We start from the raw sequence: 24,348 nt of genomic DNA on the forward strand, positions 1-24,348 counted from the left end.
ATCGCGGGTTCGTAGCCAGTCACTTTTTCATCTTCCACGGTTCAAGTCGTTGTATTCTCCATTACAAATCCAGTTAGGGACAGTATCAATACAGGGAAGTTATTTTTGGCGAAATCCTAAAGCACGAATTTAATCCATTTATGCGAATTACATATCTGCCGTTATCTGGCTGACTAAATATCGGTAACAGCAATCCTTAACCACCGCTCCAACACCTTACAAACATAGGTTTGTTCGGCGTCACTCAACTCCCTGCCTTGCGGAATTTTATGCCATTTTTCCAGGCACCCCCGGCAGCAGCAAGCGGTGGCGTGTTGCGCGACGAATACCGGATGGCCGCGAAATGGGGTTTGTTTACCGTCATTGCGCGGCTCGGCGGCGGCCAGGCGCTTTTCGACAAAGTCCCTGGCGTGGCTCAATACCGTTTCCAGGCCTTTGCTCTTTAGATAATCCCGGTCTTTGGCATTCAAACGAAACTGGCTGCGGAACCTGGATTTAGCCAAACCGGCAAATAGTTCGTCCAGATCCCGCACGGCTTCAGGCTATCTCAACACGCCCGCAGAGGGCGTGTAACTATCCAATACATGGATGTAATTGGCACGCTCATAGGCACTGGGGTCAATGGCGTGTTGCTGGCTGACGCTGCCTTTCAGTTGGTTGATGGACTCGTATTCGTGTTCGATCAGCCATTGTTCCAGTTCCGCGCGGATTTCGCTGAGTTTGCCGACGCCTTGCGCCAACAATACGCTGCACAGATGCACCACGTCCGCGCCGGCCAGCAAGGCTTTGATCACATCCGCGCTGTGGTGAAAACCACCGGTGACCGCCAAGGACAACTTCACCCGGCCATATAGCAAGGCGGTCCAGCGGATACGCAGCAAGGCTTCGGCTTGCGTAGACAATTGCAGTTTCGGCACCACTTCCAGAGTTTCCAGATCAATATCCGGCTGATAAAACCGGTTGAATATCGCAATACCATCGGCACCGGCCGCTTCCAGACGTTGGGCAAAATGAATCGGCGAACTAAATTGCGGACCAAGTTTCAAGGTCAGCGGCACACTCACCCGGCTTTTTAACTCACGTAAAATATCCAGATAGCGGTTTTCCACCGTTTCGCTGCTTTCATCGGCATTGGCGGCCAGATGGTAGATATTCAATTCCAGTGCATCGGCCCCGGCTTGCTGCAAGGCTTGGCCGTATTCGATCCAGCCGCCCTGGGAAATACCGTTCAGGCTGGCGATGATCGGAATATGCAAACTGCTTTTCAAGCGTTGCAGATGTTCCAGATATTGTTCCTGGTAAGTCAAAATCTGCTCGGGTACAGGATGAAAGGAATCGGCCTCACCATAGCCGATGCCCTGGCCGAAAAAAAACCGCTCCATCTGTTGCTGTTCGGCTTCGATCTTTTCTTCAAACAAGGACGACATCACGATGGCCGCTGCGCCGGCATCTTCCAGCCGACGCGCACTGTCCAAGTCCTTGCTCAGCGGCGATGCTGAAGGCACCAAAGGATGCGCCAATGTCAGGCCCAAATAATTTGTTGTTAAATCAACCATGTTGGCTCTCCTGGGCAAGATCGGCTTTCAGTGCGGCTTTGGCAGCGGCGACGCTGGTGGCATCGCTCCATTCCAGCGCGGCCAGTTGTTGGTAGTAACGATAGCGGTTTTTCACGTCTTGTTGCGCCTGTTTTAAGAACGCCTCGGCGTGGTCGGGATGACTTTGCCAGAGCATGCTAAAGCGGGTTTCGCTCATCACAAATTCGCGCAACGGCACCGACGGCTCTGGCGAATCCAGTTGCATCGGATTCTTGCCCTGTTGGATGCGGCCGGGATTGAATCTAAACAACGGCCAATGCCCGCTTTTTACCGCCAGGTTTTGTTGGCGATGATTGTTGGACAAATCAACGCCGTGCGCGATACAAGGCGCATAAGCGATGATGATGGACGGCCCATCGTGAGCTTCCGCTTCCAGGAAGGCGTTCAGGGTTTGCGTGTCCTTGCCGGCATAAGCCACATGGGCGACATAAACGTTGCCGTAATCCATTGCCAGTAGCGCCAGGTCTTTTTTCGCGGTGGCCTTGCCGCCGGCCGCGAACTTGGCCACCGCGCCCAGCGGCGTGGACTTGGAGGTCTGGCCTCCGGTATTGGAATACACTTCGGTATCCAAAACAAGAATATTCACATTACGGCCGCTAGCCAGCACATGATCCAGACCGCCGTAACCAATGTCATAGGCCCAACCGTCGCCACCGATGATCCAAACGCTCTTCTTGCACAGATAATCCGCTAGCGGCAACAGGGCTTGCGCGGCAGGTTGCTTTAGCGAGGGTAAATGCTGTTTCAATTCCGCGACACGTTGGCGTTGTTCGTAAAGGCCGACTTCATCGGATTGGTCGGCTTGTAAAATGGCATCAACCAGTTCGCCTCCCAAGGTTTCCCGTAACGACACCAGTAATTCAGCGGCATGTTCCGCTTGCTTATCGATCGCCACTCGCATGCCCAAGCCAAACTCGGCGTTGTCCTCGAATAAAGAATTATTCCAGGCCGGCCCCCTGCCCTCGGGGTTTTTAGTCCAGGGCGTGGTCGGCAAGTTGCCGCCGTAAATCGAGGAACAACCGGTGGCATTGGCTACTACCATGCGATCGCCGAACAGTTGCGATGCCAATTTCACATACGGGGTTTCGCCGCAACCGACACAGGCGCCGGAGAATTCGAACAAAGGCTGTAACACCATCGAGCCTTTGATGGTGTTGGTTTTTAGCAAGCGGCGGTCATATTCCGGCAAGGACAGGAAGTAATCCCAATTTTGGCTCTCCGGCTCGCGCAGCGGCGCTTGTGGCCGCATGTTCAGGGCCTTACGGCTGGCGTTGGATTTATCGCGAATCGGGCAAATATCCACACAAAGCCCACAACCGGTGCAATCTTCCGGCGCCACCTGATAACTAATGGATAAACCGGCCGGAAAATCTTTACCCAACATCGCCGCGTGTTTGAAAGTCTCCGGCGCATTGCTCAAGGCTTCGTTAGGCACAATTTTGCTGCGAATCGCCGCGTGCGGACAAACCATCGGACATTTGCCGCATTGGGTACATAAATCGGTTTCCCAAACCGGAATCTCCAAAGCCAGATTGCGTTTTTCGTAAGCCGCGGTGCCGGTGGGGAAGGTGCCGTCGGCGGGCATAGCGCTGACCGGCAAGGCATCGCCCCGGCCGGCGATAATTTCGCCAGTGACGCGACGAATAAATTCGGGCGCGCTATCCGCAATCAAGGCGGCAATATCAAAACCGCTATCGGCCTGTTTCGGTAAAGGCACATGGCGCAAACCGGCCAGCGTTTCGTCGATGGCTTTGAAGTTTAAATCGACGATACGTTGGCCTTTTTTGCCATAGGTTTTTTCGACGGCGTGTTTAATTGCGGCGATCGCCTGTTCCTGCGGTAGCACGCCGGAAATCGCGAAAAAACAGGTCTGCATAATGGTGTTGATGCGCTTGCCCATGCCGGATTTTTCCGCGACCGCATTACCGTCTATCAGATAAAACCTAATTTTCTTATCCAGCATTTGCTGCTGCATCTTGCGCGGCAAGGTCTCCCATACTTCATCAGGCGACGCCGGGCTATTCAACAGAAATACCGCTTTGTCGGCGGCGTTGGCCAGCATGTCATAGCGTTCCAGAAACACGGTTTGATGACAGCCGATGAATTGTGCGTCGTTCTCGCCGATCAAATACGTGGAGCGTATCGGCTTTGGCCCAAAGCGCAGATGGGAAACGGTAATAGCGCCGGATTTTTTCGAGTCGTAAACGAAATAGCCTTGGGCGTACAAATCGGTTTCTTCGCCGATGATTTTGATGGTGTTTTTATTGGCACCGACGGTACCGTCGCTGCCTAACCCATAAAACATGGCCTGGAAAGTTTGATCGTGGGTATCGGTGCGGTAAGCCGCGTCCCAATCTAAACTCGTGTGACTAACGTCGTCGTGAATCCCGACCGTGAAGTGATTCTTGGGTTTAGCGCGTTTCAGTTCGTCGTAAACCGCCTTGATCATGCCCGGCGTGAATTCCTTGGACGATAAGCCGTAGCGGCCACCCACCACTTTGGGCAGGCTGGTAAATTTTTCGCCGTCGCTGAAGGCTTGCGCCACCGCAGCCAATACATCTTTATATAAAGGCTCGCCATCGGCACCCGGTTCCTTAGTGCGATCCAATACTGCGATTTTTTGGCAACTCGCCGGCAAGGCGTCGACCAAATGCTGCGGGGAAAACGGCCGGAACAAGCGCACTTTCAACAAGCCCACCGCTTCGCCCTGGCGATTCAGATATTCCAGGGTTTCTTCCACCGCTTCGGCGCCGGACCCCATAATCACGATCACCCGCTCCGCTTGCGGCGAACCGACGTATTCGAACAAGCGGTATTGACGGCCGGTCAAACCGGCTAGCCGGTCCATGGTTTTTTGGGCAATCTCCGGGAGTGCGGCGTAGTAAGTATTAACCGACTCGCGGCCCTGAAAATACACATCCGAGTTTTGCGCGGTACCACGCAGCACCGGCTTATCCGGCGTTAGGCCCCGGCCGCGATGCTCGCTAACCCAACTGTCGTCTATCATCGCCCGGATGACGCTATCGTCGATCTCGACAATTTTGGCGACCTCGTGTGAGGTGCGGAAGCCGTCGAAAAAATGCATGAACGGGATGCGGCTTTGCAAAGCCACGGCATGCGCGACCAACGCGAAGTCCTGCACTTCTTGCGGCGAGTTGGAACACAACATCGCGTAACCCGTCATCCGCGCCGCCATCACGTCGCTATGATCGCCAAAAATAGACAAGCCCTGGCAAGCCAGCGAGCGGGCGGCGATGTGAAACACGGTTGGGCTCAGTTCGCCGGCGATTTTGTACATATTCGGCAGCATCAACAACAGGCCTTGCGAGGCAGTGAAAGTAGTGGCCAAGGTACCGGCTTGCAGCGCGCCATGAATGGTGCCGGCCGCGCCGGCTTCGCTTTGCAGTTCGACTACGCGAGGTACGGTGCCCCAAAGATTGGGTTGATCGCGGGATGCCCATTCGTCGGCCCATTCGCCCATCGCCGAGGACGGGGTAATGGGGTAAATGGCGATCACTTCATTGAGTTTATAAGCAATGCTGGCCGCAGCCTGATTGCCGTCTATGGTGAGGGTTTGCTTTTGCATGGGATAACCTTTTCAGGAAATAAAACGGGGGGCCGTCGGGCAAAGCCGACGGCTTTTTTATGATGCTCTAAGCATAGTCAAAAATTGCCTGACTAATTTTTAGTCAATTTAAAGATGTCCCAAATAGGACGGGCGATTGGCTGGTTTGCTCACGATTTGATCACAAGTTTATCCACAACTTCTGTGTATAACTGTACTTTTGGACAATGGCTGCCACCGAAAACAATAGCCTAAAACCCATAGACTCAAGCTGATTATTCCTCCCCCAACGGCTTATCCGCCGCCTAACATTTGCAAATCCTGCGTTTATTCAGCCCAGTCGTCGCGCAGTACGATAGGCATGACTTGATCTTCGACTGCAATCACGGCCTTATTCAGCACCACCAATTGTTTATCCTCGACAAACTGCACACCCAACATATAAAAGATCGGCCCCCAAAACGGGTTGATCATCAAGCCACCGAGTATGCTTTTCGCGCTACGTTTCAAATTTTTTAACGGGTTAAAAGCGACAGCCAGTGTTTGCTGGGGATGCTCGGCAAATACGTCGGTGATCGGCTTAAAAGTCTGTTTATCCCGGCTTTCCAGTTCATCCAAGGCAACCGAGAGCTTGCGAGCCATTTTGTAAAAATGCAGACGCGCCGCAGTCGCCGATACCGCGAAGGCAATGGCCATCAGCGGCAACAGAATACTGGGCGGCAACAAGGGAGCGAAAGCCGGCGCCAGCAATACCAAGCCATATCCCAACATGACGGTATCTTCACCGCGTTCGACATCGCGGTCCAGATTTTTAACGATAGCAACCACTTGATTGCCGGACTGATCCAAATAACCTTTGTCTTGAGCCATATTCGTCTCCTTCAGGTTGAATGTGCAGGGCCTTGATTAGATGCCTGCGGTTAAAAAAAGTCAACTGTCAAACCGATACCAAATTGCATGCGCTACGGCCCGCCAACGCCCCACTTTGCTTGCAGATAATCCCGGCGCGTATCGAAAATACACTGCAACTTATCGCCGATAAAGCCATGCAACAACTGACCGAGCCAACCGAAGGGCATCGTATAAAACACGATATCTTCCAATACGATGCCGTCCTCGCAAGGTCTTAGGCAGACTTCATGGCTCCAGAATCCAAATGGGCCGACGGCTTGTTGATAGACAAACCGGTTCGGCTTATCGCAGTGGCTGACTTCCGACAACCAGGACATGGGTACACCCAAAACCGCCTTCATCCGGTAACGGATCAATAAGCCAGGGTAAATATCGTCGGGCACCGGCGAAGTAATATCTACATGAAAAAACTCCGGCGTAATTTGATTTAAATAGTGCGGAGACGAGAAGAAAGCCCAAGCCTGCTGCTGGCTGAGCGCCAAGCGTTGCTGGCGGTGGATGTGGTAAATTTTCATGATACTGGCGGAGGACGATGCTGAGTTACTGCGATAGCCAGCAATCTACCGTAAAAAAATTTTTGCGGTAGTGCTGCTTATGCACCGCAGTCACGCGGATACGAGAGTCCGGACATCAGAACACTCGGAGGTGAGGCAAGATCCGGGTAAACCCAAACAAACCGAAGATTATAGAGTCTTGCCGCTTTCTGCCTTGATTTCAGCAATTAAATCGCCGAGGTTTTCGCGTTGTCTCAGCACGAAATTTCGGCTTTCCACTGCGGTGCGACTACCCAGCACGATGATGTCCTTGCGATGTTTATGCGCCAAATACCCGGCCAGCAAACCACCGGAGAATAAGGCAAGCGGATGGCGGATCAGTGCACGGGTGATGCTTTTGCTGGCGTGCGTCAACCCGGAAATCACGATCCCCATCACCACACCTTTGACCAAAATCTCGCCATTGGTCGGCGGTGCCATTCTGCCTTTCTTGCCTTTGCGCGTTGGCGATTTCTTAACTTTCTCGGTAACCGCCTGGTTTACTATTTTTGCTTGCGTCATGTCCCTGTCTCCCAAAAAACCACACTCCGGATAACAGCATAATCCAAAACCGTTAAAACTGAACCCTATTAACCGCCGCCGGCATTATTTACTGCTTTACTGACCAATTGTTGTTTAGCGCCCGGATTGGCGGCTTTGCTCAAAGCGGTTTGCAACAATTGATCTTGACCATAAATATCCGGGTAAAAACGCGGTTTATCGTCAAGGCCCACAAACACAGTGGTATAAAAAAATAATACAGGTATCGATTTTTTCAGCGTGACCCGCTGGGTTTTAGGCCCGGCCATGGCTTGCTGTATCGTTTGTTGGTCCCACTCGGCTTGGTCGCCCAGCACAAATTCCGCCAGCTTTTCAGCCTCCGCCACTCGGACGCAGCCGTGACTGAGATCGCGGCGATCACGATTAAACGCGGCTTTGCCCGGCGTATCGTGCAAATACACATCGGCTTTGTTCGGAAAAATAAATTTCACCCGTCCCAAGGGGTTGCTGCTGCCGGGTCGCTGCCTGGCGCGGACCCGCCCGCTCTTGATTTCGTCGACGATGCTGTCCTGATTTTCCTCTTCATCGTCGTCGGCGTCACGTCCCACCAATTCTATATCCTGATTCGCCAGAAACTCTTCATCGCTCACTAGCTTGGGCAGCATTTCCTTGTCCATGATACTTTTCGGGATATTCCAATACGGCATGAATTCCAGATATTTCATCTCTTCCCAGAGTACCGGCGTCTGATTTTGCTCGGCTTTGCCGACGATGACTTTCATCGTCAAAGGCTGTTGATCGTCGCGAGAATTGAAAGCCCATAACTGAAACGCCGGAATATTCACAAATATCCTCGGCCCTTCCGGCAACTCCGGCATCCAACGCAAACGCTCCATGGCTAATTCAAGCATCGCAATTTTTTCGGCCGGCGTTTGATTCAATAAGGCCAGGGTTTGCTTACCGATCACCCCATCGGCTTTTAAGCCTTGTTGCTGCTGTAAACGTTGCACTGCTTCAGTCGCCGCCGCATCGTAGAAATTCTCAGTGTTGCCGGCACCGACAAGGTCTTCCGCTTTCAGTACACCCAACTCCGCCAACCGCTGGCGCAACTCGGGCAATTGCGCGTCTTGCTCGCCTGGGCGCAGCGATTTGGCAAAAAGCAGTTTTGGCGTCTGCGCCCCGGTATTTTTCTGACGATAAGCCGCCAACAAAGTCTTTAACTGCTGATATTGCTTGAGTTTTGGCGCCAGCGCCGCCGGCAGTTCGGCGAGGGAGTGTTGTTGAATATGTTGATTCAGCGATACCGCAACCTCGCTTGCCGATTTGGCGGCAAACTGTGGGGGATAATTGAAGTCGCGCGGATCAACCCGGCCAATATGCAGATCATGCGCGTAATGCACCAATGCTATCGACAAAGCCACGTCGTAAGAGACCAACTGCGTCGTTGCAGTGTGTGGCAGCGCAGCGGCTTGTTGTATGCAGTCGCGCAAAAGCTCGACTTCATAAACGTCCGGATTTAAACCATCGACTTTGGCATTGCTTAGCAGGCTCAAAGCGTCTTCGCGATTTTTCGCGGCTCGACCTTCCCCCAGCCAAACCAGCTGGTTGGCATTCATCTGATACAACTGTTTCAGCGCCTCGCTGTACTGCGAAAAATCCGCTTGCGCCAGTAAAGGCTGCTGTTTGCCGGCTAGTAACGCTTGTATGGCTTGTCCTACGGAAGGCTCCGGGCTCTGGCTGCTGGCGGATTGCGAAAAACCATACAACAGCATCAGTACCGTCAGCAGATACGGTGGAAAGTTGCGCCTGGTTGTGTGATTGGTGCGTGATACGGCTTGCTGGGTCATGATTTTTGCAAGTTCAAATTCGGACAAAGGTTGCCATATTGACAAAATACGGGCTCAAGTTCTAGTTTTGCCTTATGAAAAGGGCTTAATGCCATACAGTTCACCGATCATTGCCGCACCCTAAAAAGTTACGGCTAAAGTGATGCTGCTATCGGCAAAATACCGTGCAGGCTCAAGTTTCACAAGTTTGGATCAAGCTGTTCAGAACCATATCGACAGCATGGCGGCTAGCTAACAAAATAAGCTCAACCGCCTGTTTGTAAATGATTTTTGCCGATCTAGCGGGTATCTGTATAAGAATTTACCGATTAACGGACAGGCGTATCGCGCTAGAATAGCCGCGTAAATTCTGTTTCAGCACCCATCCACGTCTATCGTTTTCATGCATCCCCATCCAGAACCTGAGCAAACCCCTAACGCCAGACAGCTGAATAGCGATTGCCGCTGCTCGTCGCTAAATCGCACAGCCCTGCGTCGCGAACTGAACAGGCTGGATGGAAACGGCGATTTGTATCGGATGATTGCGGAGGAGCGGCCGAATTTATTTGCCGAGTCCGCGGTGTTTATCGATCAAGCTTGCCTGGACCAACAATTGGCAATCATCGCCGCGCTGGAACACGTAATTGCCTTGCCGGCGTATCAACAACAGGTACTTACATACGCACCGGACGCGGCGCGGTTTTTAGCCAAAGCCCATGGCGTATTTCTAGGCTACGACTTTCATTTGAGCGCCGACGGCCCAAAACTAATCGAAATCAATTCCAATGCCGGCGGCGCGATGATTAATGCGTTATTGATTCGCGCGCAAAACAGCTGTTGTGAAATCGCCGGCAACCAGCAGCCTGGCACACTTAAATTGCCTGGGCAGGATAATCAGCCAGCCGAAGCATTGTTTATCGACATGTTTTACCGGGAGTGGCGCGCGGAGCGTGGCTTGGCGCCGCTGCGCAGCATTGCGATTGTCGATGAAGACCCACAAAATCAATACCTGTGGCCGGAGTTTCTGTTGTTTAAACAGTTGTTCGAACAACATAAAATCAAAACCGTAGTCTGCGACCCCAAGGCCTTGCGCTATGACGACGGCGCACTTTGGCACGGTGATCTGCAAATCGATCTGGTTTATAACCGCTTGACCGACTTTGGCTTGGAATCGCTGGAATGCCGGACTTTACAGGAAGCCTATCTGGCTGGTGCGGCCGTGCTGACACCGCACCCCAGAAATCATGCGCTGTATGCCGACAAAAGGAATCTGGTCTGGCTAAGCAACGACGACTTTCTGCGCACAATCGGCGTAGATGAGCGCACCCGAACACTATTGCGAGAAGGTATCGCCCACACGATGCTGGTTGATGCGCAGAATGCCGATCAGTTCTGGGCGGAACGTAAGCAGCTGTTTTTCAAACCCGCCAGAGGCTATGGCAGTAAAGCGGCGTATCGCGGCGATAAATTGACCCGGCGCGTTTTCGAGGATATTTTGCAACACGATTATGTAGCGCAGACGCTGGTAAAACCCAGCGAACGGCATCTGGATGCCGGCGAGTTAAAACTGGATTTGCGCCACTATGTCTATCAAGGCCAAACCCAATTGCTCTGCGCCCGCCTCTACCAAGGCCAAACCACCAACTTTCGCACGCCGGGCGGCGGTTTCGCGCAAGTGGTAGTCATTCCGTAACGCATAGGAAAAAAATGGAACCCGGTAAAGCACTCATTACTATCGGCTCGGCCATCCTGGTGCTCGGCTTGGTTCTGAATTACGCCCCATGGTTGGTGAATTGGTTCGGCAAGCTGCCTGGGGATATTCGGATTCAGAATAAAAACAGCTTCGTGTTTATACCGATTACATCGATGATTGTGGTCAGCTTGCTGATCACATTGCTGGCCAACTTGTTTTTCCGAAAATAATCTTTCCGACAGCGAGAAAAAGACTATGAGCAAACTGGTGATATACAACCACGGCAAGGACAGTATTCCCTGGGGCGAAAAGCCATTGGCACTGGCGGAGGTCGCCAAACGCCAAGGGTTTGAATTTATCAGCCCGGATTATCAAGCCAGCAATGACCCAGACTGGCGCGTGCAACAGCTATTGGCGCTGGATGTATCGGGATATGAAACGATAGTGCTGGTGGGCTCCAGCATGGGCGCTTATGTTTCGACCGTCGCGGCGGAAATCATTAAGCCGAAGGGTTTGTTTTTGATTGCGCCGGCATTTTATTTGCCAGGCTATGCGCGTACCGAGTTTAAGCCTAGCACCGCCAACATTGAGGTCTTTCACGGCTGGCAAGATGATGTGGCACCACCGGAGAACGCCTGGCGCTTCTGCCGAGAGCATCACGCGCGTCTGCATATATTGGATGCCGACCACCGCTTATTAAGCATATTGCCGACAATGGCGACTGCTTTCTCGCGATTTCTCGGTGATTGCGCCGCTTAATATCCAGGGAAAATCCAATGAGCAATTACAAAAAATACCATTGCCAGGAATGCGAACACATTTACGACGAAGCCAAGGGCGACCCGGATAGCGGCATTGCGCCCGGCACCCGCTGGGAGGACATCCCCGACGACTGGGATTGTCCGATTTGCGGCGCGCCGAAAAGTTTTTTCAAATTACTGGAATATTGAGCGCTCCGATCAGGCAATCTCAGTACATACCGTTACCGAGCAAAGCCCCGGCGGCGGCACCAATGCCAGCGGCTATCGGGTCGCCATTTCCGAGCTGATAGCCCATCGCACTACCGACCATCCCACCCAACAAACCTTGCGGCGAACGCTGGTCGTAGCCGTAATAAGCCGGTGGCGGTGGTGGCGCGTAATACCGGGGAGCCGGCACATATTCAACGACCGGGGCGGGTTGATAATAAACCACTTCTTCCCGGTACATCGGCCGATAATGCCCGTGATGATGGTGGCCATGATGATGCCCCCAATGCTGATGGTCGGCCAACGCAGCCGACGACACCAATAAACCCAAAACGATGACTGTTGTTGTTTTTAACATCGCAAACCTCCTGTTAAACAATTATTTGCTTGCGATAAAGTTTGCCGTCCCTAGCTTAATTTTTGCTTATTGGCGATACAAACAGCAGCGCCGTTTTGGCGGCTATCAACGATTCTTTTGCTCCACCCGCTTCAACAGGCCAAATAAATCACTGTTGGTAGACAGCACTATAGTGGCGTCGCCGTCTATCACTTTGCGATAGGTTTCCATGCTCTTCAAGAACTTGTAAAACTCGGCGGACTCGGACTTTTGCCCATAGGCTTTGGCGTAAATTTCGGTGGCCTTGGCATCCGCTTCGCCTTGAATTTCTTGCACACGTTTGTAAGCGGTAGATTCGATTTCATTGAGATCCCGGTCCCGATTACCGTTAATTCTGGCTGCCTCGCCCTCGCCTTCCGAACGGAAACGCTGGGCAATTTGCAAGCGTTCGCTGATCATCCGTTGGTGGATGCGCTCCAACACTTGATGGTTGTAATTGATGCGTTTAAAGCGCACATCCAGCAGTTCGATACCAAATTCCGCCAATTTCGGCGCTGCGGCATCGAACACGTCTTTTTCGATTGCCGCCCGGCCCACCCGAATCGGCCGCAGCACCCCTATGGTGCCTTCGCCGGTCAACGGCCCCAAACTTTCGTCTTGCAAGGGTTTGCGATCTTTGTCAGAACGCACCACTTCGATCAATTCATGGCGGGCAATCGCAGTGCGGGTTTCGCTGCCTAAAATGTCCTCTAAACGCGATTGCGCGCTACGTTCGTCACGCAAGCGTAAGTAATATTGCATGGGCTGGGTGATGCGCCAGCGGGCGAAGGTATCGACCTGTACATAGGTTTTATCCTTGGTAGACATCTCCACCATCGGCCCATCCCAGGCCAGGTAACGCTTATCAAAGCTGTTAATTTGCTGGGTAAACGGAATTTTGAAATGCAAGCCAGGATCGGTGATCGGCTCGCCGACGGGTTTACCAAACTGGGTGATGATGACTTGCTCGGTTTGATCGACAGTAAACACCGATTGCCACAGCAAAAACCCCGAAACTACGATTAACAGCCAGTTTCTTATCGATAAATTCATTTCACTACTCCCGCTGCCTGACCGGGAAACGGCAACATCGGCAATATTTGCTGCACCGTGTCATCGACAATAATTTGCTGGCTGGCTTGCGGTAACACCTCGCCCATCGTTTCCAGATAAATCCGGGTGCGCGTCACTTCCGGGGCTTTTAGATATTGTTCCAACACCTGATTGAAAGCGGTGACATCCCCTTCCGCTTCGTTAATTCGTTTAAAACGATAACCTTCCGCCGCACGAACTTTCTGGTCCGCTTCGCCACGGGCGCGTGGCACCGCTTTGTTATATTCGCCATTAGCCAAATTGATGACGTTCTCTCGGTCTTGTTGAGCACGATTCACTTCATTGAATGAGGGCTGTACCGGCTCGGGTGGATTCACATTTTTGAGCTGTACCTGGTTAATTGACACCCCCAATTGATAGCGCTCGGCCAACAAGCGTGCTCGCGCCAACACGGTTTCTTCAATTTCCTGTCGACCGATGGTGATGATTTCATCGACAGTGCGATCACCAACCACTTCGCGCATCACGGCTTCGGAAATATCCCGCAAAGTCACACCGGGGTCGCGGACCACAAATAGATATTTTTCCGGATCGGTGATCCGGTATTGCACGATCCACTCGACCAGCGCCGAGTTCAGATCGCCGGTTACCATAGATTTTTCCAACGCGGGCTCGTCACTGATTTGATCCGGGTTGGTGAAACCTGCCGTGGCAAAGCCAAACTCCAGCTTCTGCTGACGCTGAGTCGGCACGGTGATGACGCTATCCACGCCAAATGGCAGTTTGGCATGCAAACCGGACGGGACTTTTTCGATGTATTCGCCAAAGCGCAACACAATCCCCTCTGACTCGGCGGGAATGGTATAAAACGACATGCTCGCGCCGACCAGCACCGTGATGAGAATCAGAACCGCCAAGGGCGAAATCGGCAGCGAATCGGGCAGATTTTTAAAAAGGGGATTGACGTCGTTCAAGGGCTGACTCCGTTAAGTCGGCGAAAAATCAAGATGCAAGGCAAGGCATTGCCAGTCACCAGCACCACCGAATTTAGTAAACAAGCATGGACCCGCTCCACCCTTTCGTCAATTTGTATGCTATTCAAATCGCTATGGTGGACTCGATAACACTTTGCCGCAAAAACAGCTCAAATTGGTCACTGGGCATCGGCTTAGCGAATAAATAGCCTTGAATTTCCTGACAGCCCTGTTCGCGCAAAAACTCCCGCTGTTCAACCGTTTCCACACCTTCGGCTATGGTCCGCAAACCCAGGCTGGCGGCCAAACTAATCACCGCATTGACAATGGCTTTATCTTCCGAATCAGTACTGATGTCGCGCACGAAAGATTGGTCAATCTTCAACTTGTATACTTTAAATTTTTTCAGATAACTCAACGACGAATAACCGGTACCAAAGTCATCGATAGACATGCGTACTCCGCGCTCATGCAGATTATTCATCACCGCTATAGCCGCTTCTGGATTCTGCATCGACACGCCTTCGGTCAATTCCAATTCTAAATATTCGGGCGGCAAGCCCTCCTCTTCCAAAATACGCGACACCATCTCCGGCAAGGCCGGATGGCTAAATTGAGCAGCCGAGAGATTGACCGCCATGATCAAAGGCTCCACCCCCTGATCAAGGCAGGTTTTCGCTTGCCGCACCGCCGTTTGCAATACCCACTCGCCGATAGGCAAAATCAGTCCGCTATCTTCCGCCACCGGGATGAATTCGGCCGGCGAAACCATGCCAAACTCGGGATGCCGCCAGCGCAACAAAGCTTCCGCACCGATCACGCGCCCGCTATGAATGTCAGCCTGCGGTTGATAATAAACATGCAATTGTTGACGGTCCAAGGCATGGCATAAGGCATTAACCAGTTGCAGATTACGCTGGGCGCGAGCTTGCATTTCCGGTGTAAAAAAGCGGTAACCGTGCCGGCCATCGGTTTTGACTCGGTACATGGCCACATCGGCGCTTTTAGACAGGCTTTCCAGGTCTTCGCCGTCGTTAGGATACAAGGCTATGCCAATCGATGCGCTCATCGTCAAATCGAATTCCTCAATCCGGTAAGGTTCGGCTATCGCATCAAGAAGCTTCTGTGCGACATTCGCCGCCCCGCCGGCATCGGTGCCCGGCAACAAGAAAATAAATTCGTCGCCACCCAAACGGGTCACGGTATCTTCTTCGCGTAACACGGCACAAAGCCGATTGGCTAACTCCACCAATAGCGCATCGCCGACGCTATGCCCCAAGGTATCGTTAATATTTTTGAAATGATCGAGATCAAGAAACATCAGAGCTAAGTGGCCGTTACTCCGTTTGGCCAAACTCAATGCATATTTCAAATGATCGTCCAATTGACTGCGATTCGGCAAGCCGGTGAGCGAATCGTAATTGGCCAAGAAATAAATGTGCTCCTCCGCCTGCTTACGTTCGATAGCCAAGGCGACGAAATGCGCTACCATTTCCAGCAAGCGCAATTCATGTTTGCTGGGAACGGCAGGGTGACGATGATAAATCGCAAAGGTACCCAGCACTTTTTTACCGGCGGAGAGTACCGGCTCCGACCAGCATGCCGCCAAACCGGCCCGTTCTGCCAGCGGCAAAAAAGGCTGCCAAAAGGGATGCTCGGCCAGATTTTCCGCAATCGTTCTTTGCCCGGTGTACGCGGTATTGCCGCACGACCCCGCTCCGGCACCAATTTTTAGCCCATCGATCGCCTGATTGTAAAAATCCGGAAGACTAGGTGCCGCGCCTAGCCGCAGACGTTCGTCATCATCCACGAGCAAAATCGAACAAACGCTACCAGCCAACATAATTTCCAGTTCGGTAACCGCATCATGCAAAATATCCGTCAACTGCAGGTTACCGTTGAGCCGTTCCAGCATAAACACCCGCAAACTTTCCATCTGCTGTGCTTGCTGGCGCTCGGCCTCACGCTCGAAGCCACCGATGGCATGATCGATGTCCATGGCCATTTCCAACAGCAGATTGCGCGCGGCATCGTCAAACACATTAATTTGATCGCCGTACAGCATAAACGCCCCAGCCGGCTTGCCGTTTCGATGCAAGGGTAAGGCCGCGGAAGCCTGCCAATCGAATTTTGCCCCACGCGCATGCCAGGCAATGGTGGCGGGGTCGTGTTGAAAATCCTGACACCAATATGGCTTGTCCTCCCTGACTGCGGTACCGGTTGGTCCGCACCCGGTCGGCAGGTTCTCGTCTATTGATATTTCAATGCCATCCAGATACTCAATGCCGATGCCATAACAGGCAACCGGTTTGATAGTTTGGCTGTTTGGGTCAAGCATGCCGATCCAGGCCATTTTCATGCCGCCAAATATCACGGCGTCGCGGCAGATTTGCGGGAATAATTCGGCTTCGCTGGTACAGCGAACGATGGCTTGATTACATTGACTTAGCGCGGCGTACAATTGCGTCAATCGCAGATTTCTTGCCTCGGCAGTGCGGCGCGCGGCTTCAACGCTTGCCAAACTGGCCCGCGTTTCCGCCAGCCAGCCCAACACGCTGTTGCGCATGCCCTTGCTTACCGGAATATCGGCGGAAAAATCGCCTCTACCCAAACGCACGATCTGATCGTGCAATTCATCGACCGAAGCCCCCAATATTGCGTGTAAAGTCCGATACGCCCGCCAAAGCGTCAATAGCAACATTACCCCGAACACCACAAACACCACCCGTAACCAAAAGGCAATACGCGCTCTGGCAACCACACTCTGTTGCGTGCGCAGGTCTATGAATTCGAAGGCATCGATGATCGATTGCATGACTTTCGCTTTTGCTCGATGGTAAGTGGCATCGTGCAGCATTAGATTGGCTTGATGCCATTTGCCGTCGGGCATTCCCTGATTCGAATCAACCATGTCCATCGCCGTGCGCTCTATTTGGATAAGTGCAGCGGAATCGGCCGTGGCTTCGGCCATTTTCGCCAGTTCCTGCTCGGAAAACCCGGCTTGCCGCATCAACTCCAGCAAGGCCACCGGCTGAGTGCTTGATTGCGGCGCCGGATGAGCATTCGCGATCACCAAGTCCCAATACATGTCATGATAATTTTCGGGCCTCGGCAGTTTGCCGTCGCGAATGTCGATAATCTCTTGAAAATAGTGTTTATAAACCGGATCGCCGGTCGCGACATAACTGCGCGCCACATGCGAGAGATCGTTGGACGATTGCCTAAATTCATCGGCCAGCAAGTGTGACGCAAAGCGGATTTCGTTGGCGCGATCAATTTGCTTCTCGGCGCGCACGTAAACCGCGAATGCAATCACGAAAATCACAAACATGGCCAGATTCAGCCACAAAATTCGGGAAAACCGGGAAAAGTAATACGGTCGCGTCATTTTGCTTATTCCGTTATTCAACTCCAAAATTGACACCAGCCTGCCAAAAACTTAAAACCAACCGGCCGAAAACCACGAGTAATATAAGTGAAATATAAGGTGAACCGTAACACTAAAGTTTTCCGGCTTTCGGTGCGGACGCCCGAACCATGGGGCTTATCTGTTGAAAATGGATGTCGGGCCTATCCAAACGAATCACTGCGATTACCTATTCACCATTGTGTAAGCGGCTTTTTGCGGCATACTGGCGACTATAATTAAACACAAAAACATTCGGTACTTCACCATCGTAAGCCCCTTAGGGGAGATCATGCATGCAAAAATCCACTCTTACATTCAGGCTCTTGGTCTTCATGCTGTTCGCCTTACCAACGTTTGCGATGACAGCAAACGCGGCTCCGCTGCAAGTTGGTCAATCGGCACCGATATTTCAACTGCAAGCGCATGCTGGCGACCCAGTAAGTTTAGCCGCTCGGCGCGGGAAAGGTTGGACGGTCTTATATTTTTATCCCAAAGCCGGTACGCCCGGATGCACCGCGCAAGCTTGCGCTTTCCGCGACGCCATCGAACTGATCCGCAAACAAAATGCCGAGGTATACGGGATCAGTACGGATGACGTCCAGGATCTGCTGGCATTTCATCAGCAATACAAACTGACCTTCACCTTATTGTCTGACGCGGACGCCAAAGTCAGCGAAGCCTACGGCGTAAAAATGCCCATATTGAACATGGCCAAACGCTGGACCTTTATCGTCGATCCCGACTTAACCATACGCCGTATCGATGACGATGTAGACCCGGCCCTGGATGCCAAACGGGTCGCGGAAACGCTGAAGCAATTGCAGGCGAGCGGGAACTGATACAAAGCCAAGCGTATAAATATTGACCCAACCGGGCAACTCTTAGCGGGTTTGTAGCTCACAACCATCCTGCCCGCTTCAAACGCCAATACAAGGCCAAGCTGCACACTGCCACGCTGCCCACTACCAAGGGATAGCTATAGGGCCAATCCAGTTCCGGCATATGCCGGAAGTTCATGCCGTACCAACTAAATACCATGGTAGGTATCGCTAAAATCGCCCCCCAACCGGCCAAGCGTTTGACCACCTCGTTTTGCCGCACGGTCTCGAAAGTCAGATGCACCTGCATCGCCGCCAACAACATCTCGCGCATGCCGTGGATAGCCTGATCAACGCGCTTGATGTGATCGGCGATGTCGCGGAAATATACTCTGACATCCTTATGTATCAGGCCAACATGAAAGCGCATCAACTCGTTGCAAATGTCGATAACCGGATTAATCGCCCCTTCCAACAGCAATAATTCGCGCTTTAGCTCGTATAAGTCTTCCATGGTTTGCCGGCTGGGCCGGTATTGAAATATCGCGGATTCCAGCACATCGAAGCGGTCTTGCAAGCCGGCTATCGCCACCATGTAATTATCGACGATGAAATCCATGATCGAATACAAAGCAAAACCCGGCCCCTTGCTGAGTTGGTGCGGCATGGCCTGACAACGCTCACGCACCTTGCTCAAACTCTGCGACGCGCCATGGCGCACGGTGACTACAAAGCGCGGCCCCATAAAAATATGCGTCTCGCCGAATTCCACTTTTTTCTCGATCAATTCCGCCGTGTGCAACACGATAAACAAGGAATCGCCGTATTCCTCGATCTTCGGCCGCTGGTGCGCGGCACAAGCGTCTTCAATCGCCAGATCGTGCAAACCAAACTCCTGCTGAATTTTTCTCAATATCTCGGCATTCGCCTCGCGTAGACCCAACCAGATAAAGGTATCGTCTTTCAGCAACACTTCGCTGATGTCTTCGATGGTAACGTCACCGATGCCCAGGCCTTTTTGATAGGCCACGCAGCGCATCACCATGTTTTTATCGATAGTTTCAGTCAAAAATATCTCCTGCTTGCTGGCGAATGGTCGGTTGGCATCAAGTTAGCAGATTATAGCCTTCTAATGGACTACGCCGTTCAAACACACTCACGCAACCTGCAAACCTAAGTAATTTCAGAAAAAATAAGCCATCGCCGAGTAGATTCAATGGGTTTACACTGAGATTCTCGGCGTTTTGTTCGATCACTATCATGAAAATTCACCATCTAAGCCCAGAAGAAGCTCTGGACAGTTTAGGCTCCAGCATGAACGGCCTCGCCGATGCCGCCATTGAAGGCCGTTTACATGAATTTGGCTTCAACCGTATCGAGGAATCGAAAAAGACCTCGGCCTTGCTACTGTTTGCCCAAGAGTTTCTGCACTTTTTTGCCTTAATTTTATGGCTGGCAGCCGGCTTGGCGTTTTTCGCGGAATCCCGGCAACCCGGAGAGGGCATGGCCACTTTGGGCTATGCGGTGCTGGGCGTCATCGCGATCAACGGCTGTTTCTCATTCTGGCAACGGCATCAAGCCGAGCAGGCGATTGCCGCATTACAAAAGCTGTTGCCGCATCAAGTTAAAGTGATCCGCGACGGCGAGCTAAGCTTGGTGTTCGCCGACGAATTGGTGCCGGGCGACCTGCTGGTATTACAGGAAGGCGATAACGTGCCGGCTGATTGCCGGCTGCTGGAAGCATTTAATTTGCGGGTAAACAACGCCACCATCACCGGCGAGTCACTCCCCAAGGGCCGCGATGCGCAAGTGTCAGATGTCGAGGACATCAGCCAAAGCCGCAACATTCTATTGGCCGGTACCTCGGTGGTGGCCGGCGAAGGCAAGGCGCTAGTGTTTGCCACCGGCATGCATACCGAGTTCGGCAAGATTGCCCATACCCTGAAAACCACCGTCAAAGGCCAATCGCCGCTGCAATTGCAAATAAGCCGCCTCAGCCGTTTTGTGGCTTTGCTGGCCCTACTGTTGGGTGTGGTGTTTTTCTTTATCGGGCAAATCATCGGCCTGACGTTTTGGGAAAACTTCATGTTCGCGATCGGCATCATCGTTGCCAATGTCCCGGAAGGCCTGCTGCCCACCGTGACGCTGTCGCTGGCGATGGCTACCCAGCGCATGGCCAAGCGTAATGCCTTGATCCGTAACCTGCCCTCGGTGGAAACCCTGGGCTCGACCACGGTAATCTGTACCGACAAAACCGGTACGCTGACTCAAAACCGCATGGCGGTTAAGCAGCTGTTTCTGGACAATCAATATTGGCAACCCGAGCAATTGGGCAGCGATAGCCTGCAACATCACACCGCCTTTTTAGCCAACGCGGCTTTGTGCCATAGCCTGAAACACGTGGAAGGCAAAGGTTTGCTGGGCGACCCGATGGAAGTGGCCCTGGTGTCCATGGCACATGAACAAGGCATGCGCATCGATTACCCGAAAATCGGCGAAGTGCCCTTCGATACCGACCGCAAACGCCTGTCGACTATTCACAATACACCACAAGGCAAAATGTTGTTTTGCAAAGGTGCGCTGGAAATGGTACTGCCGCTGTGCCGGCACATTGTGATGCACGGTAACGTAGAACCTCTAGGTGACGCTGGTCGTCAACAGCTGGTAAACGCACTAAAAACCCTGGCCGACCAAGGATTGCGCGTGCTGGCGTTTGCCTATCGGCCCCTATCGGACCCTGTCGAAGCCGAGCCGGAACAAGCCTTGATTTTCAGCGGCCTGGTCGGTCTGGAAGATCCGCCGCGGCCGGAAGTCGCGGATGCCATCGCTCAATGCCATATCGCCGGCATTAAAGTCATCATGATTACCGGCGACCATCCGCATACCGCCGTGGCGATTGCCCGGCAAATCGATTTGGTCAAAACCGAAAATCCCAAGGTGATTACCGGCGACAGACTAAAAAAACTCACGGGCAGCCAGTTGCAAGTGGCCTTGGATGCCCCGGAAATCATTTTCGCCAGGGTCGGCGCCGACCAGAAAATGCTGATCGTGGATGCCTTGCAGCGCAAGAAACATGTGGTCGCGGTGACAGGTGACGGCGTCAACGACGCACCGGCCTTGAAGAAAGCCGACATCGGCATTGCGATGGGCAAGGCCGGTACCGATGTCGCCAAGGAAGCGGCCGATATGATTTTGCTGGACGACAACTTTGCCAGCATCGTGGCCGCCATTGAGGAAGGCCGCGCGGTGTTCGACAACATCCGCAAATTCCTCACTTATATCCTCAGCTCCAACATCCCGGAACTGATCCCTTATCTGGCCTTTGTGTTGTGCAAAATTCCGCTGCCATTGACCATCATCCAGATTTTGGCGGTTGACTTGGGTACCGACATGCTGCCGGCTTTGGGCTTGGGCGTGGAAAAACCGGATGCATCCGCCATGAACAAAGCGCCGCGCTCTTACAAGGAAACGCTGATCGACTGGCGCTTGCTGGCCAGGGCATACGGCTTCCTGGGTCTGCTAGAAGCCCTCGCGGCAATGGCTGCATTCTTTTTTGTGTTGCATCGCGGCGGCTGGGATTATGGCGAGATATTGTCCAACCATCACCCGCTCTACCTGCAAGCCACTACCGCCTGCCTGACCGCGATCATCATGATGCAGATCGCGAATGTGTTTATTTGCAAACAGCGGCAACGCGGCCTGTTGGCCACATCTATTCTGGACAATAAACTGATCCTGTCCGGCATTGCTCTAGAAATTGCGTTGATTCTGACGATTGTCTACACGCCCTGGGGCAACGCGCTGTTCGGCACCGCGCCGATAGACATCAAAGTTTGGCTGTTTACCTTGCCTTTTGTGCTCGGCATGCTGCTACTGGAAGAATTCAGAAAATGGTTGGTGCGGCGCTTCACGCTTTTTCCTGTCCTGGTAAAACCGCTGAAACTGCGTAAGCGCTTACTGAGTCGCCACTAAGCAATCACGCCCACTAGGCTACCCATCCTTCCGCCTAAGCAGCGGCAGCGCGCCGATAAAACAGCGGAAAAGCGATAGGCGATTGCGGACAATCAAAACCTGACGTGTAGATGCAGGTCACACGGCGTTCAGATTCCGGTTAACAACGCCGATGCGGCTTTTTGATTGTCTTGATATAGCTTGAGCGCGTAGCTAGCCACCTGGTTTTGCAACTTTCCCTTGTTCAAGTCAGCAGCCGTTTGCGCATAGTCAGTGTCTTGAATACGGCTGCGGGTTTCGGCCAGATTCTGATAGCTGCTGCTCAGATTCGCCAGATTTGAATTCAAGCCTGCAGCAGTACTTGCCAAGTTACTCTGCTGATTCCCGACATTTTTAATCGCACTGTCTATGCTATCCAGCGCATTGGACGCATTTGCAGCGCTCGATACATCCAATCCCGACACACCCAGGGCTGTGCTGGATACATTACTAAGGCTTAAGCCAAGGGTATCTGCGGGATTGGGGCCGATTTGCAATTGACCGGAAAAACTGCCGTCCAACAGTTTTTGATCGTTGAACTGGGTGTTGCCGGCGATACCATCAATGCTTTTACCCAAGCCGTTGATCTCGTCCTGAAGGCTTTGCCGATCAGCGGCCGACAGGGAGCCGTTTCCGGCTTGCACCGTCAGTTCACGAATGCGTTGTAGGTTGTCGGTTACCTGAGTTAATGCGCTACCGGCTGTATCCGTGAGCGACAGACCCTTGCCGATATTGCCGATTGCTTGGTGTTGCCCTCCCAAGCGACTGCTTATGGCATCGGCAATTGCCAACCCGGCAGGGTTGTCGGCGGCCGAATTGATCCGCTTCGCGGAGCTAAGGCGCTGGATGCTGGTTTGGATCAGACTTTGGGATTTGTCCAGGTTGTTAGTATTGATTGACGACAACATGATGTCACCTCGCTTACTGTTTTTTGACGGCCTCTTGCTTATCTAACTGAACGGTAATCAGGCTAAGCAACGATGTCTATTGAGCTCCCCACCGCTTTATTGTCATCAGCAGCAGAAGTTGTGGTTATACCCGCCACGGTTTGCGAATAGGTAGACGGTCTTACCTCGGCGTTCTGAATAGTCTTAGTTAACTGCGCGCCTGCATCTTGAAAAGCGTTGGACAGATTCAGTCTTAAGTGCGCGGCGTCAGAGTCCACCTTGGCCTTACTGGCTTGGGAATCGAGCGCCTGGGCTTTGGCTGCATATTGGTCGGCTTGGGCTTGAACGGCATCCGCCTGTTTTCTCAAGGCTTGCGCCATTTGCTCGGCTTGGTCGGCATTTCTTTTGGCCGTCAGCGCGCTCAACTGTTGAAAGCCGGATTGATTAACACTGGAAACAGTTAGGGAAGACATAGCGTTCTAAACTCCCTGAATACACCGCAGGCTGGCGGCAGGTTTCGGAATGAACATGCAGTTTCACTCCAATAGGACACCGTATTACTCCAGGTTAAGAGGAATGTCAAACACCAATTTCGGATATTGCCGGCACTCAGCGCGGCAAAGAAACCTCAGTCCGATAACACCAACGATTGCCGACAATCTTCGCCAGCATTCGCTGCCCACTCCCGCTGACAAGCAGCTCGAAACTGACTAAAATGCAGGCGATTTTTCTGCTGAGCCGCCGGGAAACCCGGTTGCGATTAGTCCACCAACTACGCCCGCACTCCACATGAACCACGAAGTTATTGCCACTAGGGTAGAACATATCGCCATGGCGACTGGCATCATTGCCGGGCTATCGGCTGTCGCGGCGACAATAGCCACGCCGACCGGCCTAAGCGCTTTTGGCGTCTGGTTGGGGCTGGTCGATGAACCTTTGATAGTAACCGTCGCGCCTATTCTGGATAAATTAGCCACGGTATGCGGCACCATTTCCGGCATGACCTACTTTTATGCTGTCAGGAAAAAGCGGCAAACCGCTAAGCAATCTGTATCCGATCATTCCGCACCATCCGATTAGATCAAATTCGCTCAAACACCAAACCTCTGGATTGCCCCGAGGCGTTGCTTAGGATTTCGCCAAAAATAACTTCCCTGTATTGATACTGTCCCTAACTGGATTTGTAATGGAGAATACAACGACTTGAACCGTGGAAGATGAAAAAGTGACTGGCTACGAACCCGCGAT

21 protein-coding genes are annotated in these 24,348 nt (G+C 52.6%); 7 read left to right on the top strand and 14 right to left on the bottom strand.

The genetic code is table 11. The features are described from left to right. Nucleotides 1–173: 173 nt before the first annotated feature. The 7 genes from QLH52_RS23490 to QLH52_RS23520 form a co-directional block, all read right to left on the bottom strand. Nucleotides 174–533, bottom strand: coding sequence for a DUF4186 domain-containing protein (locus QLH52_RS23490; protein WP_319963157.1), 360 nt, complete (start codon nt 531–533; stop codon nt 174–176). Between the two features lie 9 nt (nt 534–542). Beyond that, nucleotides 543–1,556, bottom strand: a complete 1,014-nt coding sequence (locus tag QLH52_RS23495; protein WP_319963158.1) for a dihydroorotate dehydrogenase-like protein — start codon at nt 1,554–1,556, stop codon at nt 543–545. Next, nucleotides 1,549–5,181, bottom strand: a complete 3,633-nt coding sequence (nifJ, locus tag QLH52_RS23500; protein WP_319963159.1) for a pyruvate:ferredoxin (flavodoxin) oxidoreductase — start codon at nt 5,179–5,181, stop codon at nt 1,549–1,551. Before nifJ ends, QLH52_RS23495 begins: the two co-directional genes overlap by 8 nt. 306 nt (nt 5,182–5,487) lie before the next feature. Then, entirely contained in the window at nt 5,488–6,030 is a 543-nt protein-coding gene (locus tag QLH52_RS23505; protein WP_319963160.1) for a hypothetical protein, read from the bottom strand. Nucleotides 6,031–6,122: 92 nt separating this feature from the next. After that, nucleotides 6,123–6,587: an SRPBCC family protein gene (locus QLH52_RS23510; RefSeq protein WP_319963161.1), complete on the bottom strand. Its 465-nt coding sequence runs from the start codon at nt 6,585–6,587 to the stop codon at nt 6,123–6,125. 168 nt (nt 6,588–6,755) lie between these two features. Beyond that, on the bottom strand, nt 6,756–7,127 hold the full coding sequence (locus QLH52_RS23515) for a hypothetical protein (RefSeq protein ID WP_319963162.1): 372 nt from the start codon (nt 7,125–7,127) through the stop codon (nt 6,756–6,758). A 68-nt stretch (nt 7,128–7,195) separates the two neighbouring features. Next, the gene (locus tag QLH52_RS23520; protein ID WP_319963163.1) at nt 7,196–8,953 is read right to left on the bottom strand and encodes a L,D-transpeptidase family protein; all 1,758 of its coding nucleotides are present in this window, start codon (nt 8,951–8,953) and stop codon (nt 7,196–7,198) included. 382 nt (nt 8,954–9,335) lie between these two features. On the opposite strand from QLH52_RS23520, the gene QLH52_RS23525 reads away from it, so the two are divergent. Genes QLH52_RS23525 through QLH52_RS23540 form a run of 4 tightly spaced genes read left to right on the top strand, consistent with a single transcriptional unit; the run spans nt 9,336 to nt 11,575 of the window. Beyond that, a complete protein-coding gene (locus tag QLH52_RS23525; RefSeq protein WP_319963164.1) occupies nt 9,336–10,625 on the top strand; it encodes a hypothetical protein in 1,290 nt (429 codons plus the stop codon). A gap of 14 nt (nt 10,626–10,639) precedes the next feature. Further along, nucleotides 10,640–10,855, top strand: coding sequence for a DUF2905 domain-containing protein (locus tag QLH52_RS23530; protein ID WP_319963165.1), 216 nt, complete (start codon nt 10,640–10,642; stop codon nt 10,853–10,855). A gap of 25 nt (nt 10,856–10,880) precedes the next feature. Then, nucleotides 10,881–11,384 carry a YqiA/YcfP family alpha/beta fold hydrolase gene (locus tag QLH52_RS23535; RefSeq protein WP_319963166.1) on the top strand — a complete coding sequence of 168 codons (504 nt, stop codon included), beginning with the start codon at nt 10,881–10,883 and terminating at the stop codon, nt 11,382–11,384. Nucleotides 11,385–11,401: 17 nt separating this feature from the next. Next, the gene (locus QLH52_RS23540) at nt 11,402–11,575 is read left to right on the top strand and encodes a rubredoxin (protein ID WP_319963167.1); all 174 of its coding nucleotides are present in this window, start codon (nt 11,402–11,404) and stop codon (nt 11,573–11,575) included. 19 nt (nt 11,576–11,594) lie between these two features. On the opposite strand, the gene QLH52_RS23545 is transcribed toward QLH52_RS23540, so the two are convergent. The 4 genes from QLH52_RS23545 to QLH52_RS23560 all read right to left on the bottom strand — a co-directional run bounded on the left by QLH52_RS23545 (nt 11,595) and on the right by QLH52_RS23560 (nt 17,384). Then, nucleotides 11,595–11,951 (bottom strand): hypothetical protein, encoded by a 357-nt coding sequence (locus QLH52_RS23545; protein ID WP_319963168.1) that lies wholly within the window; start codon nt 11,949–11,951, stop codon nt 11,595–11,597. Nucleotides 11,952–12,056: 105 nt separating this feature from the next. Beyond that, the gene (gene hflC, locus QLH52_RS23550; protein ID WP_319963169.1) at nt 12,057–13,022 is read right to left on the bottom strand and encodes a protease modulator HflC; all 966 of its coding nucleotides are present in this window, start codon (nt 13,020–13,022) and stop codon (nt 12,057–12,059) included. After that, a complete protein-coding gene (gene hflK, locus QLH52_RS23555) occupies nt 13,019–13,996 on the bottom strand; it encodes an FtsH protease activity modulator HflK (protein WP_319963170.1) in 978 nt (325 codons plus the stop codon). Before hflK ends, hflC begins: the two co-directional genes overlap by 4 nt. A 124-nt stretch (nt 13,997–14,120) precedes the next feature. Beyond that, entirely contained in the window at nt 14,121–17,384 is a 3,264-nt protein-coding gene (locus QLH52_RS23560) for a bifunctional diguanylate cyclase/phosphodiesterase (protein WP_319963171.1), read from the bottom strand. A gap of 314 nt (nt 17,385–17,698) precedes the next feature. On the opposite strand from QLH52_RS23560, the gene QLH52_RS23565 reads away from it, so the two are divergent. Continuing rightward, complete coding sequence (locus QLH52_RS23565) at nt 17,699–18,244, top strand: peroxiredoxin (RefSeq protein WP_319963172.1); 546 nt, start codon at nt 17,699–17,701, stop codon at nt 18,242–18,244. Between the two features lie 58 nt (nt 18,245–18,302). On the opposite strand, the gene corA is transcribed toward QLH52_RS23565, so the two are convergent. Further along, nucleotides 18,303–19,292 carry a magnesium/cobalt transporter CorA gene (gene corA, locus QLH52_RS23570; protein WP_319963173.1) on the bottom strand — a complete coding sequence of 330 codons (990 nt, stop codon included), beginning with the start codon at nt 19,290–19,292 and terminating at the stop codon, nt 18,303–18,305. Between the two features lie 191 nt (nt 19,293–19,483). Here corA and QLH52_RS23575 point away from each other — a divergent pair, with 191 nt between their 5' ends. Then, nucleotides 19,484–22,195, top strand: a complete 2,712-nt coding sequence (locus QLH52_RS23575; RefSeq protein ID WP_319963174.1) for a cation-translocating P-type ATPase — start codon at nt 19,484–19,486, stop codon at nt 22,193–22,195. Nucleotides 22,196–22,323: 128 nt separating this feature from the next. Here the strand turns inward: QLH52_RS23575 and QLH52_RS23580 are convergent, their stop codons facing one another. Both QLH52_RS23580 and QLH52_RS23585 read right to left on the bottom strand, forming a co-directional pair. After that, entirely contained in the window at nt 22,324–23,121 is a 798-nt protein-coding gene (locus tag QLH52_RS23580) for a flagellin (protein ID WP_319963175.1), read from the bottom strand. A 62-nt stretch (nt 23,122–23,183) separates the two neighbouring features. Beyond that, on the bottom strand, nt 23,184–23,573 hold the full coding sequence (locus QLH52_RS23585; RefSeq protein ID WP_033155315.1) for a hypothetical protein: 390 nt from the start codon (nt 23,571–23,573) through the stop codon (nt 23,184–23,186). Between the two features lie 316 nt (nt 23,574–23,889). Between QLH52_RS23585 and QLH52_RS23590 the strand changes: the two genes are divergently transcribed. Next, a complete protein-coding gene (locus QLH52_RS23590) occupies nt 23,890–24,180 on the top strand; it encodes a hypothetical protein (protein WP_051669617.1) in 291 nt (96 codons plus the stop codon). Nucleotides 24,181–24,348 lie beyond the last annotated feature (168 nt).

Source organism: Methylomonas defluvii, assembly GCF_033949435.1.
GTDB lineage: Bacteria > Pseudomonadota > Gammaproteobacteria > Methylococcales > Methylomonadaceae > Methylomonas > Methylomonas defluvii.